The following is a 16,964-nucleotide window of genomic DNA, read 5'->3' as shown; positions in this document are numbered from 1 at the left end:
GGCCGGTTCCGCCGGCCCGATGCCGTGTGCTCTCCGGGGCACGCGGCAGACGGGAGGGGGCCGTTCATGCACGACACGACGCACGCGACGCACCCGAAACGCCCATTGCCCCGGATTGCCGAACTGCCCGGCGGCGCACCGGTACGAGCCGGACAGGCACCGGCCGACCCGGTGTCCCGGGACCGGGTCACCCTGGTCGTGCCGGCCCGCAACGAGGCCCGCAATCTGCCCTGGGTGCTCCAGCAGATACCCGAAGGCGTCGACGAAGTCCTGCTGATCGACGGGGACTCCACCGACGCCACCTCGCTGATCACCCGCCGCTACCTGCCGGCCGCCCGGGTCATCCCGCAGTCCGGCCCCGGCAAGGGCAGCGCCCTGCGCACCGGATTCCGGCACGCCACCGGCGACATCATCGTCACCATCGACGCCGACGGCAGCATGTCGCCGCACGAGATCCCGCACTACGTGCACTTCCTGAGCAACGGCTACGACTTCGTCAAGGGCTCCCGGTTCGTCGGCGGCGGCGGATCGCTGGACCTGACCGCGGTCCGCAGCCTCGGCAACCACGCGCTGATGGCCCTGGTCAGCCGGCTGTACGGATATCGGCTCACCGATCTGTGCTATGGGTTCTGCGCGTTTCGCCGGTGCTTCCTGGAGCACCTGGACCTGCGCGCGACCGGCTTCGAGATCGAGGCCGAGATGATCGTCCGGGCCCTGCGCGCCGGACTGCGGATCGCCGAGGTACCCAGCCTCGAACTGCCGCGCCGGAGCGGCCGATCCAACCTCAACGCGCTCCGCGACGGACACCGGGTGCTGCGCACCGTTTTGCGCGAGCACGCCGGCGCCCGCCCGAAGCGAGCGGGGGAGGACGCTTGACGCCCCGCCGAGATCCCGAACCCGACCCGAGGCCGCTGATCCCGAGGCAGCGTCCGGCCGAACCGAACGCCCCGCTGCCCGGCCCGCGCCCACCGGCCACGCCGACCCCGATCGCCATCCCGCGCCCGGCCTCGCCGACGGCCGCCGCGCCGACCGCCGCCACGCCCACGGACGAACGGCCCGCGCCACCGGCCGAGTCCGCCGCGCCCGCCGAGTCCGCGCCACAGGCCGAGTCCGCGCCACAGGCCGAGTCCGCCGCGCCCGCCCCGGCTCCGCCCGTCCCACCCCCCGACCTCGTGCACGTCCGGGTCCTCGACCTCGTCGCCGACGCCGGGCCGAGGTTGAGCACCCCCGACGGCACCCCCGCCGACTGCCCCGCCGGCGCCATGCTCGCCCTGGTCCGGCACGCCGGCACCCCCGTCGGCCTGCTCGACCTCGAACTGCCCACCCCCGGCCCGGATCGGCTGATCGCCTGCGCGACGGCCCGCTTCGGCACCCCCGCCGCACCCGACCACGCCCCCGGCCCGCCAACCCCGCGCGGTACGCCCCGGGTCAGCGTGATCGTGGCCACCCGCGAGCGGCCCGAACTGCTCGCCGCGTGCCTGCGCACCCTGCTGTGGCAGACCTACCCCGACATCGAACTGATCGTGGTGGACAACGCCCCCACCACCAACCGCACCGCGAGCGTGGTCCGCGGCGGTTGCGCCGGCCTGGTGCGCTACGTGCGCGAACCCCGCCCGGGACTGGCCCTCGCGCACAACCGGGGCATCGCCGCGGCCACGGGCGAGTTGCTCGCGTTCACCGACGACGACGTCCTGGCCGACCCCGGGTGGGTCGCGGCCCTGGTCGCCGGCTTCGCCCGCGCGGGCCGGCCCGCGTGCGTCACCGGCCTGATCCTGCCCGCCGAACTGCGCACCCCCGCACAACTGATGCTCCATCACCACGGGGGCTTCGCCAAGGGTTTCGAGCCGATCCTGTACGACCCCCAGGCACCGCCCGCCGACCCGCTGTTCCCGTTCACCGCCGGCCGCTTCGGCTCGGGCGCCAACATGGCCTTCCGGGCCGACGTACTGCGCGCGATGGGCGGCTTCGACCCGGCCACCGGCGTCGGTACCCCCGCGTGCGGCGGCGACGACCTGCTCGCCTTCTTCCGCACCATCGTGCGCGGACACCGGATCGGCTACGAACCCGGCGCGCTGATCTGGCACCGACACCGGGCTGATCGGGCCGCGGTGGCCGCCCAGGTGCGCGGGTACGGCACCGGTCTGGGCGCCTACCTGACCGCCGCCGTACTGCGCGAGCCGCGCACCCTCGGCGCGCTCGCCCGACGCACCCCCGACGGCATCCGATACGCGCTGGCCCGGACCCGCGCGCCCGGGCGGCCCGACATCCCCTGGCCCGCCCGGCTGGCCACGCTGGAGCGCCGCGCGCTGGCCGCCGGCCCGCTCGCCTACCTGCGCTCGCGGGTGCGGATGCACGGCGTGCGCACGCCCTGGGAGCAGGCGGAGTCCGGCCGGTGATCCAGGCCGGGCTGCGCCGGTCGGCCCGACCCCGGGTGGACCCGCTGCTGCGCAACGGGCATGTGCTGACCGTGGGTTCGTTGGTGACCTCGGCGTTCGGCGCGGGCTACTGGGCGCTGGCCACCCGCTGGTACGGGGACGCGACGGTGGGGCGCACCTACGCGGCGGTGTCCGCGATGATGCTGCTCTCCGGGCTGGGCCAACTCGGCTTGGCCAACGTGCTCGTACGCTTCCTGCCGCAGCCGGGCGCGGACCGGCGCGGGTTGATCCGCACCGCGTACGCCGCCGCGTTCGGCGCGACCCTGGTGGCCGTCCTCGGCTTCCTCGCGCTGATCCCGCTGTGCGCGCCGGGCCTCGGCTTCCTGCGCGAACCGGCGGCCGGCTGCTGCTTCGCGGCGACCACGGTGGCCTACGCGCTGTTCGCGCTCCAGGACGGCGCGCTCACCGGCCTGCGCCGACCCGGCCTGGTGGTGGGCAAGAACAGCGGCTTCGCGATCGCCAAGCTGGTCCTGGTCGCCGCGTTGGCCGCGTTGTTGCCCACGCTCGGCATCCTGATGTCCTGGACGCTGGCCCTGGTGTCGACCCTGCTGGTCGTCGACACCTGGTTGTTCGCGCGCCTGCTGCCCGCCCGGAAGTCCGTACGGGCGGCGGGCGTCACCCCGGGCCCCAACCCACGCGTGACCTCGCGTCCGGCCGCGGGCGACGACCCGCGCCCGCCGGCCCGGCACCGAACCCCCCACCCCGACGCGCGATTTCGACCCGGAGCCGGGCTCGTGCGGTACGCCGGGGCGGACTACCTCGGCACGCTGTGCTGGCTCGCCGCGACCACCGTGCCGCCGATCATCGTGCTCGAACGCGTCGGCGCCCGGGAGAGCGCCTACTTCTCACTGGCCTGGGTGGTGGCGAACACGCTCTACCTGGTCGGACTCAACATGGGGGCGTCGCTGCTCGTCGAGGCCGCCGGCGGCACCGCCGGGCTCGCCGCCGGCTGCCGGCGGGTGTTGCGCCACACCGGGGCGCTGCTCCTGCTCGCGATCGGCGTCCTCGTCCTCGGCGCGCCGCTGGTGCTGCGCGTGTTCGGCCCCGGCTACGCCCGCAACGGCGCCGGACTGCTGCAACTGCTCGCCCTGTCCGCGCTGCCGCACCTGGTGGTCGCGACCGCGATCAGCGCCTGCCGGGTGTTGCGCCGGATGCGCGTCGTGGTCGCCATCCAGGCCGGCCTCGCGGCGACCGTACTGACCCTGACCGTCGTCCTGTTGCCCGCGCTCGGCCTGCTCGGCGCCGGCATCGCCTGGCTCGGCGCCCAGACCGCGACCGCGCTCGTGCTGCTCGCGGCCCGCCGGATCTGGCTCCCCACCGTTTCCGGGAGGTCCGCATGACGGAGACCCCACCGCGCACAAGGCGCCTGGCCTGGGTGGCCATCCGCGCCGAGGAGGCCGCCGCCAAGCGGGCCCTGGCCCGCGCCCGCGGCGCCGGCCCCGCCGTCGAGCGCACCCCGCCCCGCCCCACCCTGACCGTGGTGGTCTGCGCGTACACCATGGACCGCTGGGACGACCTCACCGCCGCGCTCGATTCGCTCCGGGCCCAGGACGAGGCGCCCGCCGAGGTCATCCTGGTCGCCGACCACTGCCACGAACTCGCCGCCCGCGCGAGCGCCGCGTTCCCCGACGTCACCGTGCTGCGCAACCGCGGCCGACGCGGCCTCTCCGGCGCCCGCAACACCGGCGTCGAGGGCGCGCGGGGCGACGTCGTGGCCTTCCTCGACGACGACGCCGTCGCCGAACCCGACTGGACCATGCGCCTGCTCGACGGCTACGCCGACCCGAACGTGCTCGGCGTCGGCGGCCGGATCCGGCCGAACTGGGACACCGGACGCCCGACCTGGTTCCCCGCCGAATTCGACTGGGTGGTCGGCTGCACCTACCGGGGCATGCCCGAACAGGCCGCGCCGGTACGGAACCTGATCGGCGCCAACATGTCCTTCCGGCGCAGCGTGCTGCTCGACGTCGGCGGCTTCCGCACCGACCTGGGCCGCGTCGGCACCCGCCCGCTGGGCTGCGAGGAGACCGAGCTGTGCATCCGCGCCGCGGCCCGACACCGCGGCGGCGTGCTCGGGTACGAGCCGGCCGCCGTGGTCCGCCACCGCGTGCCCGCCGCGCGCACCACCTGGCGCTACTTCCGGGCCCGCTGCTGGGCCGAGGGCCTGTCCAAGGCGGCGGTCGGCCGGCACGCTGGCACCGGCCGTGCGCTCGCCTCCGAACGCTCCTACCTGGCCTCGACCATCCCGCGCGCCCTGGTGCGCCCGTTCGCCCCGGAACCGGGCCCGCCCAAGGCCACCATCCCCGCGCTGGTCCTGGGCGTGCTCACCACCGCGCTCGGCTACGCCGCGGGCCGGGCGCGCGGTCTGGGGCGGGACCCGCTGCCCACCCCCGCCGCGCTCGCGTTCCGTGCGTTCGGCCGGCTCGCCCTGCCGCTCGCCGTACTGCTGTGGATCCTGGCGATGCGGATGCCCGTCGCGGTGGACCGGATGGGCGGACTCGGGCTGCTCGACGTGCTGCCCGCCCTGTACTGGTGCGCGTTGGCCGTGCTCACCGTCGGCTTCGCGGTGAGCCTGCTCGACCGCACCGCCCGGACCGGGCGCTACGCGCTGTACACCGGCGCCCTGGTGACCATGCTGCACGCCACACCGGCGGTGCTGTACGAGCACCTGCGCTACGCGTGGGCCTGGAAACACGTCGAAGTGGTCGACCAGTTCCTGCGCACCGGCCGAACCCTGCCGGACGCGGGCGAGTTGGCGCCCTACCACCAGTGGCCCGGGTTCTTCTCCGCCGCCGCCACGGCCGTGCGCGCATCCGGCGCGCCCGACGCGCTGACCATGGCCACCTGGTCGCCGCTCGCCTTCGACCTGCTGCTGATCGGCCCCCTGGTCCTGCTCTACCGCACGCTCACCCGCAACCGGCGGATCGTCTGGGCGGCGGTGTGGATCTACTTCGCCACCGCCTGGGTCGGCCAGGACTACTTCGCCCCGCAGACCTTCGCGTTCGTCCTGTACGTGAGCATCCTGGCGCTGGTCCTGGACCGCGACCGGCGCCCGCTCGCCACCGTCGGACTGTGCACGCCGCTGGTGCTCGCCGTGGTCACGGCGCATCAGCTCACCCCGCTGATGCTCGTCGTCGCGCTGGCCGCGCTTGCCTGCTCGCGCGCCCATCGGCCCGTCGCCCTTCCGCTGCTCGGGCTCACCGCGGTGGCCGTGCTCGGCTGGGACCTGACCGTGGCCCGACCCTTCCTGTTCGACCAATTCGATTCCTCCTGGGCCCAGTTCGGCGACTTCAAGTCGAACGCGCATGCCGGCATGGTCAATCTGGGCAGCGCCGAACCGGGCCAGGTGCTGGTCGCCCGGGTGGACCGGGCGCTGACCGCGGGCGTCGCGCTGCTCACCGCCGCCGCGCCGATCCGCTGTCCGCGCCTGCGCCGCTCGCCCGCCATGCCACTGGTGCTGGCACCGCTGCCGCTGCTCGCGGCCGGTGCGTACGGCGGCGAAATCATCTTCCGGGTCTACCTGTTCGCGCTGCCCGCCGCCGCGTTCCTGATCGCCGGATGGCTCGCGCCGCTGTTCGGCGACCGGGGCCGGCCGCGCCCGCGCGCGGTGTTGCTGCCCGTGCTGTTCGCGCTGCTGCTCACCGGATTCGTGTTCGGCTACTACGGCAAGGAGCGCCAGAACCACTTCGACGACGGCGAGATCGCCGCCCGGCAGTGGCTGGCCCGGGTGTCCGCGCCCGGCGACCTGATCGTCGCGGCGAGCAACAACTTCCCCGGCGCCTACGCCGACTACGAGCAACAGCGACACCGCTGGTTCGCGATGGAGACGCCCGCGCTGCGCGAGGGGGTGGTGCGCGATCCGGTGGCCGGGCTGAGCGCGCTGGCCGACGAGTATCCGGGCGACACGGCGTACCTCTTCCTGACCGCCGGCCAGCGGGCCGAGTGCGAACAGACCGGACTGCTGCCGGCGGGCACCCTCGGGCGCATCGACCGGGCGCTGTCCACCGCGCCCCGATTCACCCTGCTGCTGCGCGACCGGGACGCGGTGATCTACCGGATCGGCCCACGACCGGGGCCCGTGCGATGACCGGCCCGATCCGGGCCCTGTGGCCCGCAGCCGCCGGGTGGTCGGCGTTCGGCGCGCTCGAACTGCCCGCCGAACACCCGCTGCGGGTCCTGGTCGTGGTCGCCTTCCTGGCCGTCGGACCCGGCTACGCCCTCGCCGGCGAGGGTGCGAGCGTCCTGGCCACGGCGGTGACCTCGGTGGCCGGCAGCGCAGCGCTGTGCGCGCTGACCGCCGAGGCATACCTGCTCGCCGGCGCCTTCTCCGCCCCGCGCGTGATCGGCACCCTCGCCGGCCTGACCACCACCGCGGCGCTGATCCGCACCGTCGTGCGTACGCACACCTCCCGAGAGGAGCTTCGATGAGATCCGAGGCCGCGGTACCGGTCCTGCTCTACCACGCGGTACGGGACGACCCGCCGCCGTGGATCGCGCCGTTCACCGTCACCCCGGCCGAGTTCGGCCGACACCTGGACCGGGTGTCGGCGAGCGGCCGGGTCCCGATCGGCCTGGACCGGTTCACCGAGGCCCTGCACGGCGGTCGCGACCTGCCCCGGGAGAGCGTGCTGATCACCTTCGACGACGGTTACGCCGACTTCGCCCGGTACGCGCTGCCGCAACTGGTCGAACGCGACCTGCCCGTGACGCTCTACGTCACCACCGACGCGCTGTGGCCCACCCCGAACCCGGTACTGCCGCCGGCCGCCATGCTCACCTGGCGCGAGCTGCGCCGGATCGCCGACGCGCCGGGCCTGACCATCGGCGCGCACGGCTGCACGCACCGCGAACTCGACACCCTCCCGCTCGCATCGATGCACCGCGAGATCGTCTGTTCGCGGCAGCGCCTGGAGGGCGAACTGGAGCGCCCGGTAACCTCGTTCGCCTACCCGTTCGGCTACAACGACGCCGCCGTGCGGGCCGCGGTGCGGCACGCGGGCTTTCGTACCGCTATGGCGGTACGCGACGCGCACAGCTCGCGCGAGGACGATCCGTGGCGGATCTCCCGGCTGATGGTGCGCGCGGACACCGGGCTCGACCGCCTGGACGCCTGGCTGGCCGGTGTCGGCCCCCGGGTCGCGCCGTTTCGGGACGGGCTGCCCACGCTCGGCTGGCGGGCCTGGCGCCGGATCAGGGCCCGCCGGCGCGGCCGGCCCGATCCCTGGCACGAGCACTCCGACCCGGTGGCCGGCCGGGCCGGTTGAGGTGAGCGTCCGACCGGGGCCGGCGCGGGCGGGTTCAGCGCTCCCAGACCCGCACCGCCCGGATCCGCATCTCCGCGCCGGTCACCGAGTCGGGGACCGGCTCCGGGTAGCCCATCGCGAGGGTGAACAACACCTCCATCGGCTCGTGCGGGACATGCGCCCGGTCGGTCACGGCGAACACCTGCTCGCCGTCGATCGACCACGTCACCCGATCCGGCCGCCAGTCGAGGGTGAACCGGTGGAACCTGCCGGCCCAGTCGCGCTCGGGGGAGGCGTGCGTCTCCGCGTCGGGCCGGCCGTCGGGCCCCGTCCAGTGCACCGTGGCCCGGGCCAGGCCGTCCAGGCCGATCAGTTCGACCACGTCCAGTTCGGGAGGGGTGCGTTTGGCGGCGGGCATCAGCCAGAACGCCGGGAACGAGAACGGCTCGCGAGGCAACCGCAGTTCGGCCTCGACCCGGCCGTAGGTGAAGGTGAACCTCGGCCGACCCGACCAACTCGGTCGCCCGGTGGACAACATGCCCGAGACCCACGGGTAGGCCACGCCGTCCGAACCGGTGGTGGGCCGCCGCGCGGCGGTCAGGATCGCCTGCCCGTCCCGCACCCGGACCTGCTCGGGCAGGTACCACTGCTGCTCGTGGTTGCCCGCGTTGGTACAGCCGGCCACGTTCCAGTCGTAGCACGTCACCCAGCGCTCGGCGGCGAGCGCCGACCCGGCGAAGTCGTCGGCGAACAACAACCGCGGCCCGGCCGGCGGCGCGGACTCGCACCCCGCGAGCAGCAGCACCGGCACCACGACCGGCAACACCGCGGACAGCCGTCGGCGGACCCGCATCGCTCGACCCGTCCCCATCGAACCCACCCACTCTCCTCAGTGCCGCCGCCGGCGCACGGCCAGGGCGAGCGTGCGCACCGCCGTGACCGCCGCCGGCAGCGGATCGTCCAGGGCCAGCCAGGCTGCCTCCACCCCGCCCCACCCCGGCGCCCGACCGGGTGGCCGGGCCACGCCGCAGCGCCCCCGGTACGCCACGAACGCGGCGAGATCCAGATGCTCGGCTACATAGCGCCGACCCTCGCGCTGGCCACCCGGGGGAATCGGCCGCCCGGTCAGGTCCAGATGCAGCGCACGCACCACGTCCAGGCCCCGCGCCGTCTCGAACATGCGGAACTGGGCGCCCACCCGCGGGTTGAAGTCGACCAGTTTGTAGCGCCCGTCGCGCAGGTCGAGCCGCCAGTCCAGATCGGCCGGACCCCGGTAGCCGAGCGCCCGACACAGCCGGGCGGAACGGCGGGCGAGACCCGGGTTGGCCAACGCCCGGGCGTACGTGGTCACCCCCGCGTGCGGCGGCCAGGAGCGGAGCTTGAGTCCGGTGAACACCGGCGCGCACCGACCGTCCGGCGCGGCGTACAGGTGGACGATCCAGTCCTGCGCCGCCTCGCGCGGCACGTATGCCTGCAACAACACCCCGCGCGGCTCGCCGACCAGCGCGAGCAGCGCGCGCCGGTCGCGGACCAGCGTGGTGCCCGGCACCACCGGCGCCCGCAGCCGATCCCACGGCGCGAGGTTTTTGACCACCACCGGGTAGCCCAACTCGGTGGCGAACGCGGTCAGTTGTTCCCGGTCGGCGGGGAAGCGGGTATCCGGCGCGGGCACCCCGTGGGCCAGGCAGCGCCGGTAGAGCCCGCGCTTGCCCGCCAGCCCGGCGGGCAGGTCCGGATCGATCTTGGGCAGCAGGAAACACTCCGCGAGGCGGTCCTGGGCGCCGGCAGCCAGCAGCGCCGCCTCGTCGTCGGTGGGCACCAGGACCGCGCGGGCGGGCAAGCGGCGGCCGATCCCGAGCAGTTGCTCCACCAGCGCCCGCGGGTCCTCCAGGCCGGTGGTGGGCCACACGTGCCGCCGACTCAGGTGCCGGGACAGGGCGGTGGGGGTGTACGCGTCCTCGACCACCGCGTGCACCGGCACACCCGCGCGGCCGAGCGAGCGCACCGCGCCGACCGAGCCCTGGTGCAGCGGATAGCGGCCGACCTTGAACAGCAGCGCGGGCACCGAACGATCCAGCTCGACTCCTCGGACAACCATTTCGTCGCCTCCCCGTCCGGACCTTTCTAGCAGCGTGAACCGACTTTTCACCGGATAAGCCAATAATCCACTCGAATACCCGAAGGGCACCGCCATGACCGTGGCCATCGTCGGAGCCGGCCCCTATGGCCTCTCGCTCGCCGCCCACCTGCGCCAACTCGGGGTGACCGCCCGGGTGTTCGGCGAACCGCTGGAGAGTTGGCGGCGGCACATGCCGATCGGCATGTTGCTGAAATCCAGGCCCGACGCCTCCTCGATCGCCGCGCCCAGGCCCGGATTCACCCTGGCCTGTTTCCAACGCGCCCGCGGCGAGCGCCCGCTGACGGGCGATCAGCCCGTGCCCCTGGAGCTGTTCGTGGCCTACGGGCGGTGGTTCGCCGAGCGCCTGGTCCCGGACGTGGAGCGCGAGCGCGTCACCGGCATCGAGCCGGCCGGGCACGGCTTCGTGCTCGCCCGGGACGGCGGCCCGGACCTGGCGGTCGACGCGGTGGTGCTGGCCACCGGCCTGGCCGCGCACCGCCATGTGCCGGCCGTGCTCGAACAACTCGGCGACGACCTGGTCTCACACCCCGCGCAGCGCCCCGACCTGGCCGAACTCGGCGCGGACCGGGACATCGTGGTGATCGGCTCCGGCCAATCGGCCCTGGAGAGCGCCGCGTTGCTGCACGAGGGCGGCGCCGCACGGGTTCGGGTGTTCGGCCGGGCCGCGCACATCCGGTTCGGCGCCCCGCCCCGAGTCCGGCGGCTCACCCCGGACTCGCCGCTGGGAGCCGGCTGGACGATCGCTGCCGCCGCGCGGGGCCCGGCCGCGTTCCGGCTGCTGCCCGCCTGCGTCCGGGTCGACCTGGCCCGGCGCATCCTCGGCCCGTCCGCCGCGTGGTGGTTGCGCGATCGACTGGACGGGCGAGTCCCGGTCCGGGACGCGCAGACCGTCACCCGGGCCCGGCGCGAGCCCGACGGGCGGGTGCGGATGTGGCTGCGGGACCGGACCGGTTACCAGCGCCAGGTACACGCCGACCACGTGCTCGCCGCGACCGGCTACCGGGTCGATCTGGCCGCCCTCGGCTTCCTGACAGCATCCGTGCGGCGCCGGATCGCCACGGTGGGCGGACTGCCCGCGCTCGACGCGTCGTTCGAGACCACCGTGCCCGGCCTGTACGTCACCGGCCCGCCCGCCGCCGCCACCTTCGGCCCGGCGATGCGCTTCGTCCACGGCGGCGACTTCGCCTCCCGCCGACTCGCGGCGGTACTGGCGGCCCGATTCCAGGACTGACCGGGCTGACCGGGCTGACCGGGCCGACGCGGCAGGACCGGGCCGATCGCCCGGGCGCCGGACGGGCGGACGGCCCGTCCGGCGCGACCGCCCTCAATGCGAGTGCGGCTCCAGGCGGACCACGATCGACTTGGACGTCGGCGTGTTGCTCTCGTCGGCCGTGCTGTCCAGCGGCACCAGCACGTTGGTCTCGGGGAAGTAGGCCGCACAGCAGCCCGCGGCGGTGTCGTAGGACACCACCCGGAACGCCTCGGCCCGCCGCTCCGACCCGTCGTGCCATTCGCTGACCAGGTCGACCAGCGCACCGTCGGCCAGACCCAGCGCGGTCAGGTCGACGGGGTTGACGAACACCACCCGGCGACCCTGCTTGATCCCGCGATAACGGTCGTCCAAGCCGTAGATGGTGGTGTTGTACTGGTCGTGCGAGCGCACCGTCTGGAGGATCAACCGCCCCTCGGGCACCCGCAACACGGCGAGTTCGTTGCGGGAGAAGTTGGCCTTCCCGGTGGTGGTCGGGAACCGCCGCGCGTCGCGCGGCCCGTGCGGCAACACGAACCCGCCGGGCTCGCGCACCCGGCGGTTGAAGTCGGTGAAGCCCGGGATCACCCGCTCGATCCGGTCCCGGATCAGGTCGTAGTCGCGCGCGAGGTCGCGCCACGGCACCGACACCCGGTCACCGAGCACCCGTTCGGCCAGCCCGCAGACGATCGCCACCTCCGAGCGCAACCGCGGCGAGGCCGGCGGCAGTTTGCCGCGCGACATGTGCACCGCGCTCATCGAGTCCTCGACCGTGACGAACTGGTCCCGCTCGGTTCGCCCCAGGGTGGGCAGGATCAGTGCGCGCCGCCCGGTGACCGCGTGCGAACGGTTGAGCTTGGTGGACACCTGCACGGTCAGCCGGGTGGCCCGCAGCGCCGCCTCGGTGGCGGCGGTGTCCGGCGTCGCCGAGACGAAGTTGCCGCCCACCGCGACGAACACCTTCACGCTCTCGTCGCGCATCGCCCGGATCGTGTCCACCACGTCGTGCCCGTGCGCACGCGGCGGCGCGAAGCCGAACTCCTGCTCCAGCGCGTCCAGGAACGCCGGCGCGGGCTTCTCGTAGATCCCCATCGTGCGGTCGCCCTGCACGTTGCTGTGCCCGCGCACCGGACACACCCCCGCGCCCGGCCGACCCACATTGCCGCGCAGGAGCAGGAAGTTGACCACCTCACGGATGGTCGGCACCGAGTTCTTGTGCTGGGTCAGGCCCATCGCCCAGCACACCACGATCCGCCGCGAACCCAGCACCCGTCGATGGATGCGCTCGATCTGCTCGCGCGAAAGCCCGGTCGCCTCCAGCACGTCGGCCCACGGCGTGGTCCGCACGTCGGCCGCGAACTCCTCGAACCCGTGCGCGTATTCGTCGATGAAGTCGCGATCGAGCACGGTGCCGGGCGCGGCGTCCTCGGCTTCGAGCAGCAGCCGGTTCAGCGCCCGGAACAGCGCGAGGTCGCCGTTCACCCGGATCTGCGCGAACTCGTCGGTCAGTTGGGTGCCCGAGCCGAGCACACCGGAGACCTTCTGCGGATTCTTGAACCGCAGCAGACCGGCTTCCGGCAGCGGATTGACCGCCACGATCGAGGCACCCGCCTGCTTGGCCTTCTCCAGCGCGGACAACATCCGGGGGTGGTTGGTCCCCGGGTTCTGACCCACCACGAAGATCAGGTCGGACCGGTACAGGTCCTCGAGCGAGACACTGCCCTTGCCGACCCCGAGCGTCTGGGTCAGCGCCGAACCGCTCGACTCATGACACATGTTGGAGCAGTCCGGCAGATTGTTGGTGCCGAACGCGCGGACGAACAGCTGGTACACGAACGCGGCCTCGTTGCTGGTGCGGCCCGAGGTGTAGAACGCCGCCGCGTCCGGCGAGTCCAGCGCCGCCAACTCCTCGGCGACCACGCCGAACGCGTCATCCCACGAGATCGGCGCGTAGTGCGTGGCGCCCTCGGCGAGATACATCGGCTCGGTCAACCGACCCTGCTGGCCCAGCCAGTAGTCCGATTTGTCGGCCAACTCGGCCACCGGGTGCGCGGCGAAGAAGTCGGCGCCCACCCGGCGTACCGTGGCCTCCTCGGCGACCGCCTTCGCGCCGTTCTCGCAGAACTCGGCGACACTGCGGTGGTCCGGCTCGGGCCAGGCACACCCGGGGCAGTCGAAGCCCTGCTTCTGGTTGACCTGCACCAGGGTCAGCAGGCTGCGCTTGACCCCCATCTGGCGGCCGGCGTGACGCAGCGACCAGGCGACGGCCGGCAGCCCGGCCGCGTACTCCTTGGGTGGCCCGACCACAAGCCCCTCGTCGCCGACGTCGTCCACGGGCGGCTTGCTGACCATGCGCGTGCTCCTGCGGCTCGAAGCGGTCGTATCGACACGACTCGACACGACCCTGATGACCCGTACGTTACGCCCCCGGGTTCCGTCCCCCGCAGCTCAGCGGCCCCGGAGCAGCACCGTCCCGTGAGCCGCCCCGTCCAGGCTCTCGGTACGCAGGCGCTGCGGGGCCACTCCCAATTCGTCGGTCAGCCGGTGCGCGGTGGCCCGGACCAGGGCCGCCGAGCCGCTGACGAACACGTCGTGGTCCGCCCAGTCGCCGTACCTGGCCAGCACGTCGGGCAGCGCGCCCTGGTCGCCCGCGAACGAGCGGTCGTGGGTGACCGCGGGGATCACGTTCAACCACGGGTACACGTCGGCCATCGCGGACAGCGCGCCCAGGTCGTACAGGTCCGCCCGGTACTTGGCGCCGATGAACACATGCGCGCGGTGCGCCAGCTGACGCTGCGCCATGTGCTCCACCAGCGCCTTGATCGGCGCCAGGCCGGTGCCGTAGGCCACGCACAACGTCCGGCGCAGCGTCTCGCCGCGCAACACCAGGCCGCCGCGTGCCGGGCCGAGCCGGATCCGGTCGCCGACCCGGGCCCGATGGACCAGCGCGTTGCTCACCCACCCCGCCGGCACCGCGCGCACGTGCAGCTCCAGCCGGCCGTCGACGCGCGGGGCGTTGGCGATCGAGTAGTGCCGCCACACCCTGGGCCACCACGGGGTCTCCACCGTGACGTGCTGGCCCGGGTGGTAGGGCAGCAGGCGATCCGGCTCGACGGTGATCACCGCGATGTCCCGGCCGCGTGGCTCGTGGGCGGTGATCACCGCGTCCCACCACGCGGGCGCGTCCTCGGCGTCGTCGGCGGCGGCCTCGATCATCACCGCCGCCGCCCACGTGTACACCTCCGCCCACGCGGCCTGCAGTTCCGGCGTCCAGCGCTCGCCCAGGTAGCGGGCCAGCGCGCCGATCAGCGCGCTGCCGACCGCGTCGTAGTGCTCGTCCAGCACCCCGTACTTGCGGTGGTCTTGGCCCAATCCGCGCAGATAGCGGCGTAACTCGTGCGGTTCGTCGCTGCTTCCGCCGACCCGGAGCAGCGCGGCGAGCAGGCGATCGCGCTGGTGGTCCATGGCCGGCGGGAACAGCGCGCGCAGGTCGGGGCGGCGCAGGAACAGCAGCGCGTAGAAGTGCGAGACCAGATCGTGCGCGGCGGGCGCGACGGCCTCGAGGCTGCCGCGGAGCAGATCGGCCCGGGAGGGGTCGGGACTTCCGGACATGACGGACCGCATCCTCGTGTGCTCGGAGAGCGATCCGACGGCCGGACATGTACCACCGAAGCCGGAAACCGCCGGTCGCCCGAAGGGGAAGTGACCCGACGGTATGCGCTGGTTCGACTGCGGAGGGTGGGTAATGCGGTAAGCCCGCCGCGGGCAACCGCGACGGGCTTACGCTTGAGGATTTCTTGCGCCGTGTGGGTGACACGGCGGCCGGGCTCCGACCGCCCGGTCGAGGAGCGGTCGCCCGCCATGGGTCAGGGCTGGTATCGGCCGAAGGTGCCCGCGATCTTCGCGTCCTGGTCGGCGCCGACGACGACCGGGTCGGCGCCGCCCAGCACGTTCTCGGCGAAGTCCTTGAGCGGAACCGCCGTCCAGCCCGGTGCGGCCGGATACGGCTTGCCCTGGGCGAGCGCGGTCAGCGTCGCGGCCCGGGCCGGGTTCGCGGTACCCGAGGTGGTGGTCAGGCCGCCGAGCGCCGGCATCGTCTCGTTTTCGTTCGCCCAGCGCTCCTGCCACACCGACGAGGACATCACCCGGAGCAGATTGCTCGCCCCCACCGGATGTTCGGTCTTCGCCGACACGGCCAGCACACCGGCCCACACGCCGACCGTCGCGGGCTTGCCGGCGGTGGTCCCGGGCATCGGGAAGGCGCCCAGGTTGCGGGCCGTCTCGGGGGAGGTGCGCAGCAGTTCGGCCACCACCCAGTCCGGCTGGATCGCCATCGCCGACTTGCCGGCGGTGAGCACGGCGATGATGTTGCCGGCCGGGTCCTTGTACTCCTCGACGTTCTTCGGCGCGCTCGAATAGGACTGGAGCTTTTGGAAGAACGCGATGCCCGCGCGGCCCGCGTCGGTGTTCAGGCGCCCGGCCCAGCGCTCGTTCTGCGGCACGGCTATCTCGCAGCCGCTCGCGTACAGGCACGCGGCGATCGTCTGCCAGGCCCGGCCGACCAGGTGCAGCGCCTCGAACTTCGGGTCGCTCGCGTAGTGCTGCTTGAGCTTGTCCAACTGGGTGATCCACTCGTCGCGCGTGGTCGGCACGACGAACCCGGCCGGATCGCACAGCCGCTTGTCGTACAGCACGACCGGGGCGTACACGTCCATCGGCAGTGCGTACAGCTTGCCGTCGACGGTGCAGGCGGCCCGGGCCGCCGGGTGCCAGGAGTCCGCGTTCAACCGCTTCGCGTACGGGGTCAGGTCGAGCAGTGTGCCCTGCTTGACCCGGCGGGCCAGGACCAGGCTGTCCATCTGGAAGAGATCGGGGCCGTTGCCCGCGGCGAGCGCGGTGTCCAGCTTCGTCTGGTCGATGTACTCCTGGACATCGCTGCGCACGGTGCCCAGCGGATCCGCCTTGACCAGCGCGGCGGCCAGGTCGGTGGTGGTCTTCGCCTGGTCGACGCCCGGGGTGTAGATCTTGTCCAGCCACATGGTGAGCGTGTACGGACCGCTCTCGGTGGTGGGCGGTTCGGGCAGGGCCGGCGGCCCCGGCGGCACCGGTGCGGGGGTGGTCGGGTTCGGCTTGGGCGGCGGGGCGGCGCTCTTGTCGTCGCCCCGGGTGAGCAGCCACGCCGCGACCCCGCCGCCGGCCGCGACGGCCGCCGCGACCGAACCGGCCACGATCACCCGGCGCCGGGAGGTGCCGGCGCCTGCGGCGGGCTGCGGGGGTTGCGGGCCCCAGCCCCCGGGCGCGCCCGGGTACTGCGGCGGGCCGGGGTATTGCGGGGCGGCTCCCGGGTACGACGAGCCCGCGCCATACCGCGCCCCCTGGACGGGAGGTTGCGCGGGCTGCCCTGCCGGGTACTGCGGTGCGTGGTTCGGGTATTGGGGAGCCTGGCCGGGGGGCTGGGCGGGTTGCCCCGCCGGGTACTGCGGTGCCTGGTTCGGGTATTGCGGGGCCTGGCCGGGGGGCTGCGCGGATTGCCCCGCCGGGTATTGGGGGGCCTGGCCGGGCGGGTAGCCCGGCGCGGCGCCTGGCGACGGTTGCGGCACCGTGCCTGCCGGGGGCTGTGCCCCCGCCGGGTACCCGGGTGCCTGGCCGGCCGGGGACTGCGCGGCCGCACCGGCCGGGTGGCCCGCCGGCTGTTGCCCCGCCGGTCCGGCCGGCCGTCCCGGAGGCGGCGGCACGGCCATCGGGGCATACGTGGGCCGAGGCGGTGGTTCGGCCGACGGGTCGTCGTCCCTCGACGCGGGTGGTTCCTCGTTCCACGACGACACGGTGCGGCTCCTCCGAGAGTGGGCGACAGGCATGGCCGGATGCCATGCCTGCGCAAACCCTAGGTGGCGCGG

At 73.9% G+C, this 16,964-nt stretch carries 12 protein-coding genes; 7 read left to right on the top strand and 5 right to left on the bottom strand.

Going from position 1 to position 16,964, the window contains the following annotated elements; genetic code table 11:
- Window positions 1-66: 66 nt before the first annotated feature.
- The 6 genes from ACFXKZ_RS38880 to ACFXKZ_RS38855 are packed head-to-tail and all read left to right on the top strand — an operon-like array spanning window position 67 to window position 7,699.
- Window positions 67-876, top strand: coding sequence for a glycosyltransferase family 2 protein (locus tag ACFXKZ_RS38880; protein WP_380008170.1), 810 nt, complete (start codon window positions 67-69; stop codon window positions 874-876).
- Entirely contained in the window at window positions 873-2,396 is a 1,524-nt protein-coding gene (locus ACFXKZ_RS38875) for a glycosyltransferase family 2 protein (protein WP_380008167.1), read from the top strand. The genes ACFXKZ_RS38880 and ACFXKZ_RS38875 overlap by 4 nt, the downstream gene beginning before the upstream one ends.
- On the top strand, window positions 2,393-3,775 hold the full coding sequence (locus tag ACFXKZ_RS38870; RefSeq protein ID WP_380008164.1) for a lipopolysaccharide biosynthesis protein: 1,383 nt from the start codon (window positions 2,393-2,395) through the stop codon (window positions 3,773-3,775). The genes ACFXKZ_RS38875 and ACFXKZ_RS38870 overlap by 4 nt, the downstream gene beginning before the upstream one ends.
- Window positions 3,772-6,522, top strand: a complete 2,751-nt coding sequence (locus ACFXKZ_RS38865) for a glycosyltransferase family 2 protein (protein WP_380008161.1) — start codon at window positions 3,772-3,774, stop codon at window positions 6,520-6,522. Before ACFXKZ_RS38870 ends, ACFXKZ_RS38865 begins: the two co-directional genes overlap by 4 nt.
- Window positions 6,519-6,863 (top strand): hypothetical protein, encoded by a 345-nt coding sequence (locus ACFXKZ_RS38860; protein ID WP_380008159.1) that lies wholly within the window; start codon window positions 6,519-6,521, stop codon window positions 6,861-6,863. The genes ACFXKZ_RS38865 and ACFXKZ_RS38860 overlap by 4 nt, the downstream gene beginning before the upstream one ends.
- Window positions 6,860-7,699, top strand: a complete 840-nt coding sequence (locus ACFXKZ_RS38855) for a polysaccharide deacetylase family protein (protein WP_380008156.1) — start codon at window positions 6,860-6,862, stop codon at window positions 7,697-7,699. Before ACFXKZ_RS38860 ends, ACFXKZ_RS38855 begins: the two co-directional genes overlap by 4 nt.
- Window positions 7,700-7,733: 34 nt before the next feature.
- Here the strand turns inward: ACFXKZ_RS38855 and ACFXKZ_RS38850 are convergent, their stop codons facing one another.
- Complete coding sequence (locus tag ACFXKZ_RS38850) at window positions 7,734-8,549, bottom strand: family 16 glycosylhydrolase (protein WP_380008153.1); 816 nt, start codon at window positions 8,547-8,549, stop codon at window positions 7,734-7,736.
- An 18-nt stretch (window positions 8,550-8,567) separates the two neighbouring features.
- Window positions 8,568-9,776 carry an ATP-grasp domain-containing protein gene (locus tag ACFXKZ_RS38845; RefSeq protein WP_380008150.1) on the bottom strand — a complete coding sequence of 403 codons (1,209 nt, stop codon included), beginning with the start codon at window positions 9,774-9,776 and terminating at the stop codon, window positions 8,568-8,570.
- A gap of 94 nt (window positions 9,777-9,870) precedes the next feature.
- Here ACFXKZ_RS38845 and ACFXKZ_RS38840 point away from each other — a divergent pair, with 94 nt between their 5' ends.
- Window positions 9,871-11,049: an FAD-dependent oxidoreductase gene (locus tag ACFXKZ_RS38840; protein ID WP_380008147.1), complete on the top strand. Its 1,179-nt coding sequence runs from the start codon at window positions 9,871-9,873 to the stop codon at window positions 11,047-11,049.
- A 93-nt stretch (window positions 11,050-11,142) separates the two neighbouring features.
- Here the strand turns inward: ACFXKZ_RS38840 and ACFXKZ_RS38835 are convergent, their stop codons facing one another.
- The 3 genes from ACFXKZ_RS38835 to ACFXKZ_RS38825 form a co-directional block, all read right to left on the bottom strand.
- Entirely contained in the window at window positions 11,143-13,419 is a 2,277-nt protein-coding gene (locus ACFXKZ_RS38835; protein WP_380008144.1) for an FdhF/YdeP family oxidoreductase, read from the bottom strand.
- Window positions 13,420-13,515: 96 nt separating this feature from the next.
- Window positions 13,516-14,679: a globin domain-containing protein gene (locus ACFXKZ_RS38830; RefSeq protein ID WP_380008141.1), complete on the bottom strand. Its 1,164-nt coding sequence runs from the start codon at window positions 14,677-14,679 to the stop codon at window positions 13,516-13,518.
- 254 nt (window positions 14,680-14,933) lie between these two features.
- Window positions 14,934-16,892: a hypothetical protein gene (locus tag ACFXKZ_RS38825; protein ID WP_380008138.1), complete on the bottom strand. Its 1,959-nt coding sequence runs from the start codon at window positions 16,890-16,892 to the stop codon at window positions 14,934-14,936.
- Between the last annotated feature and the right edge of the window lie 72 nt (window positions 16,893-16,964).

Source organism: Embleya sp. NPDC059237 (genome assembly GCF_042754105.1).
In the GTDB taxonomy this organism is placed as follows: Bacteria; Actinomycetota; Actinomycetes; order Streptomycetales; family Streptomycetaceae; genus Embleya.
Note: the sequence above shows the minus strand (reverse complement) of the source record. Positions and strands in the feature narration are given on the sequence as shown.

Coding starts and splice junctions, on each gene's coding strand:
- ACFXKZ_RS38860 (WP_380008159.1), top strand. CDS start 6,519: ATGACCGGCCCGATCCGGGCCCTGTGGCCCGCAGCCGCCGGGTGGTCG.
- ACFXKZ_RS38850 (WP_380008153.1), bottom strand. CDS start 8,549: ATGGGGACGGGTCGAGCGATGCGGGTCCGCCGACGGCTGTCCGCGGTG.
- ACFXKZ_RS38835 (WP_380008144.1), bottom strand. CDS start 13,419: ATGGTCAGCAAGCCGCCCGTGGACGACGTCGGCGACGAGGGGCTTGTG.
- ACFXKZ_RS38880 (WP_380008170.1), top strand. CDS start 67: ATGCACGACACGACGCACGCGACGCACCCGAAACGCCCATTGCCCCGG.
- ACFXKZ_RS38845 (WP_380008150.1), bottom strand. CDS start 9,776: ATGGTTGTCCGAGGAGTCGAGCTGGATCGTTCGGTGCCCGCGCTGCTG.
- ACFXKZ_RS38840 (WP_380008147.1), top strand. CDS start 9,871: ATGACCGTGGCCATCGTCGGAGCCGGCCCCTATGGCCTCTCGCTCGCC.
- ACFXKZ_RS38855 (WP_380008156.1), top strand. CDS start 6,860: ATGAGATCCGAGGCCGCGGTACCGGTCCTGCTCTACCACGCGGTACGG.
- ACFXKZ_RS38865 (WP_380008161.1), top strand. CDS start 3,772: ATGACGGAGACCCCACCGCGCACAAGGCGCCTGGCCTGGGTGGCCATC.
- ACFXKZ_RS38830 (WP_380008141.1), bottom strand. CDS start 14,679: ATGTCCGGAAGTCCCGACCCCTCCCGGGCCGATCTGCTCCGCGGCAGC.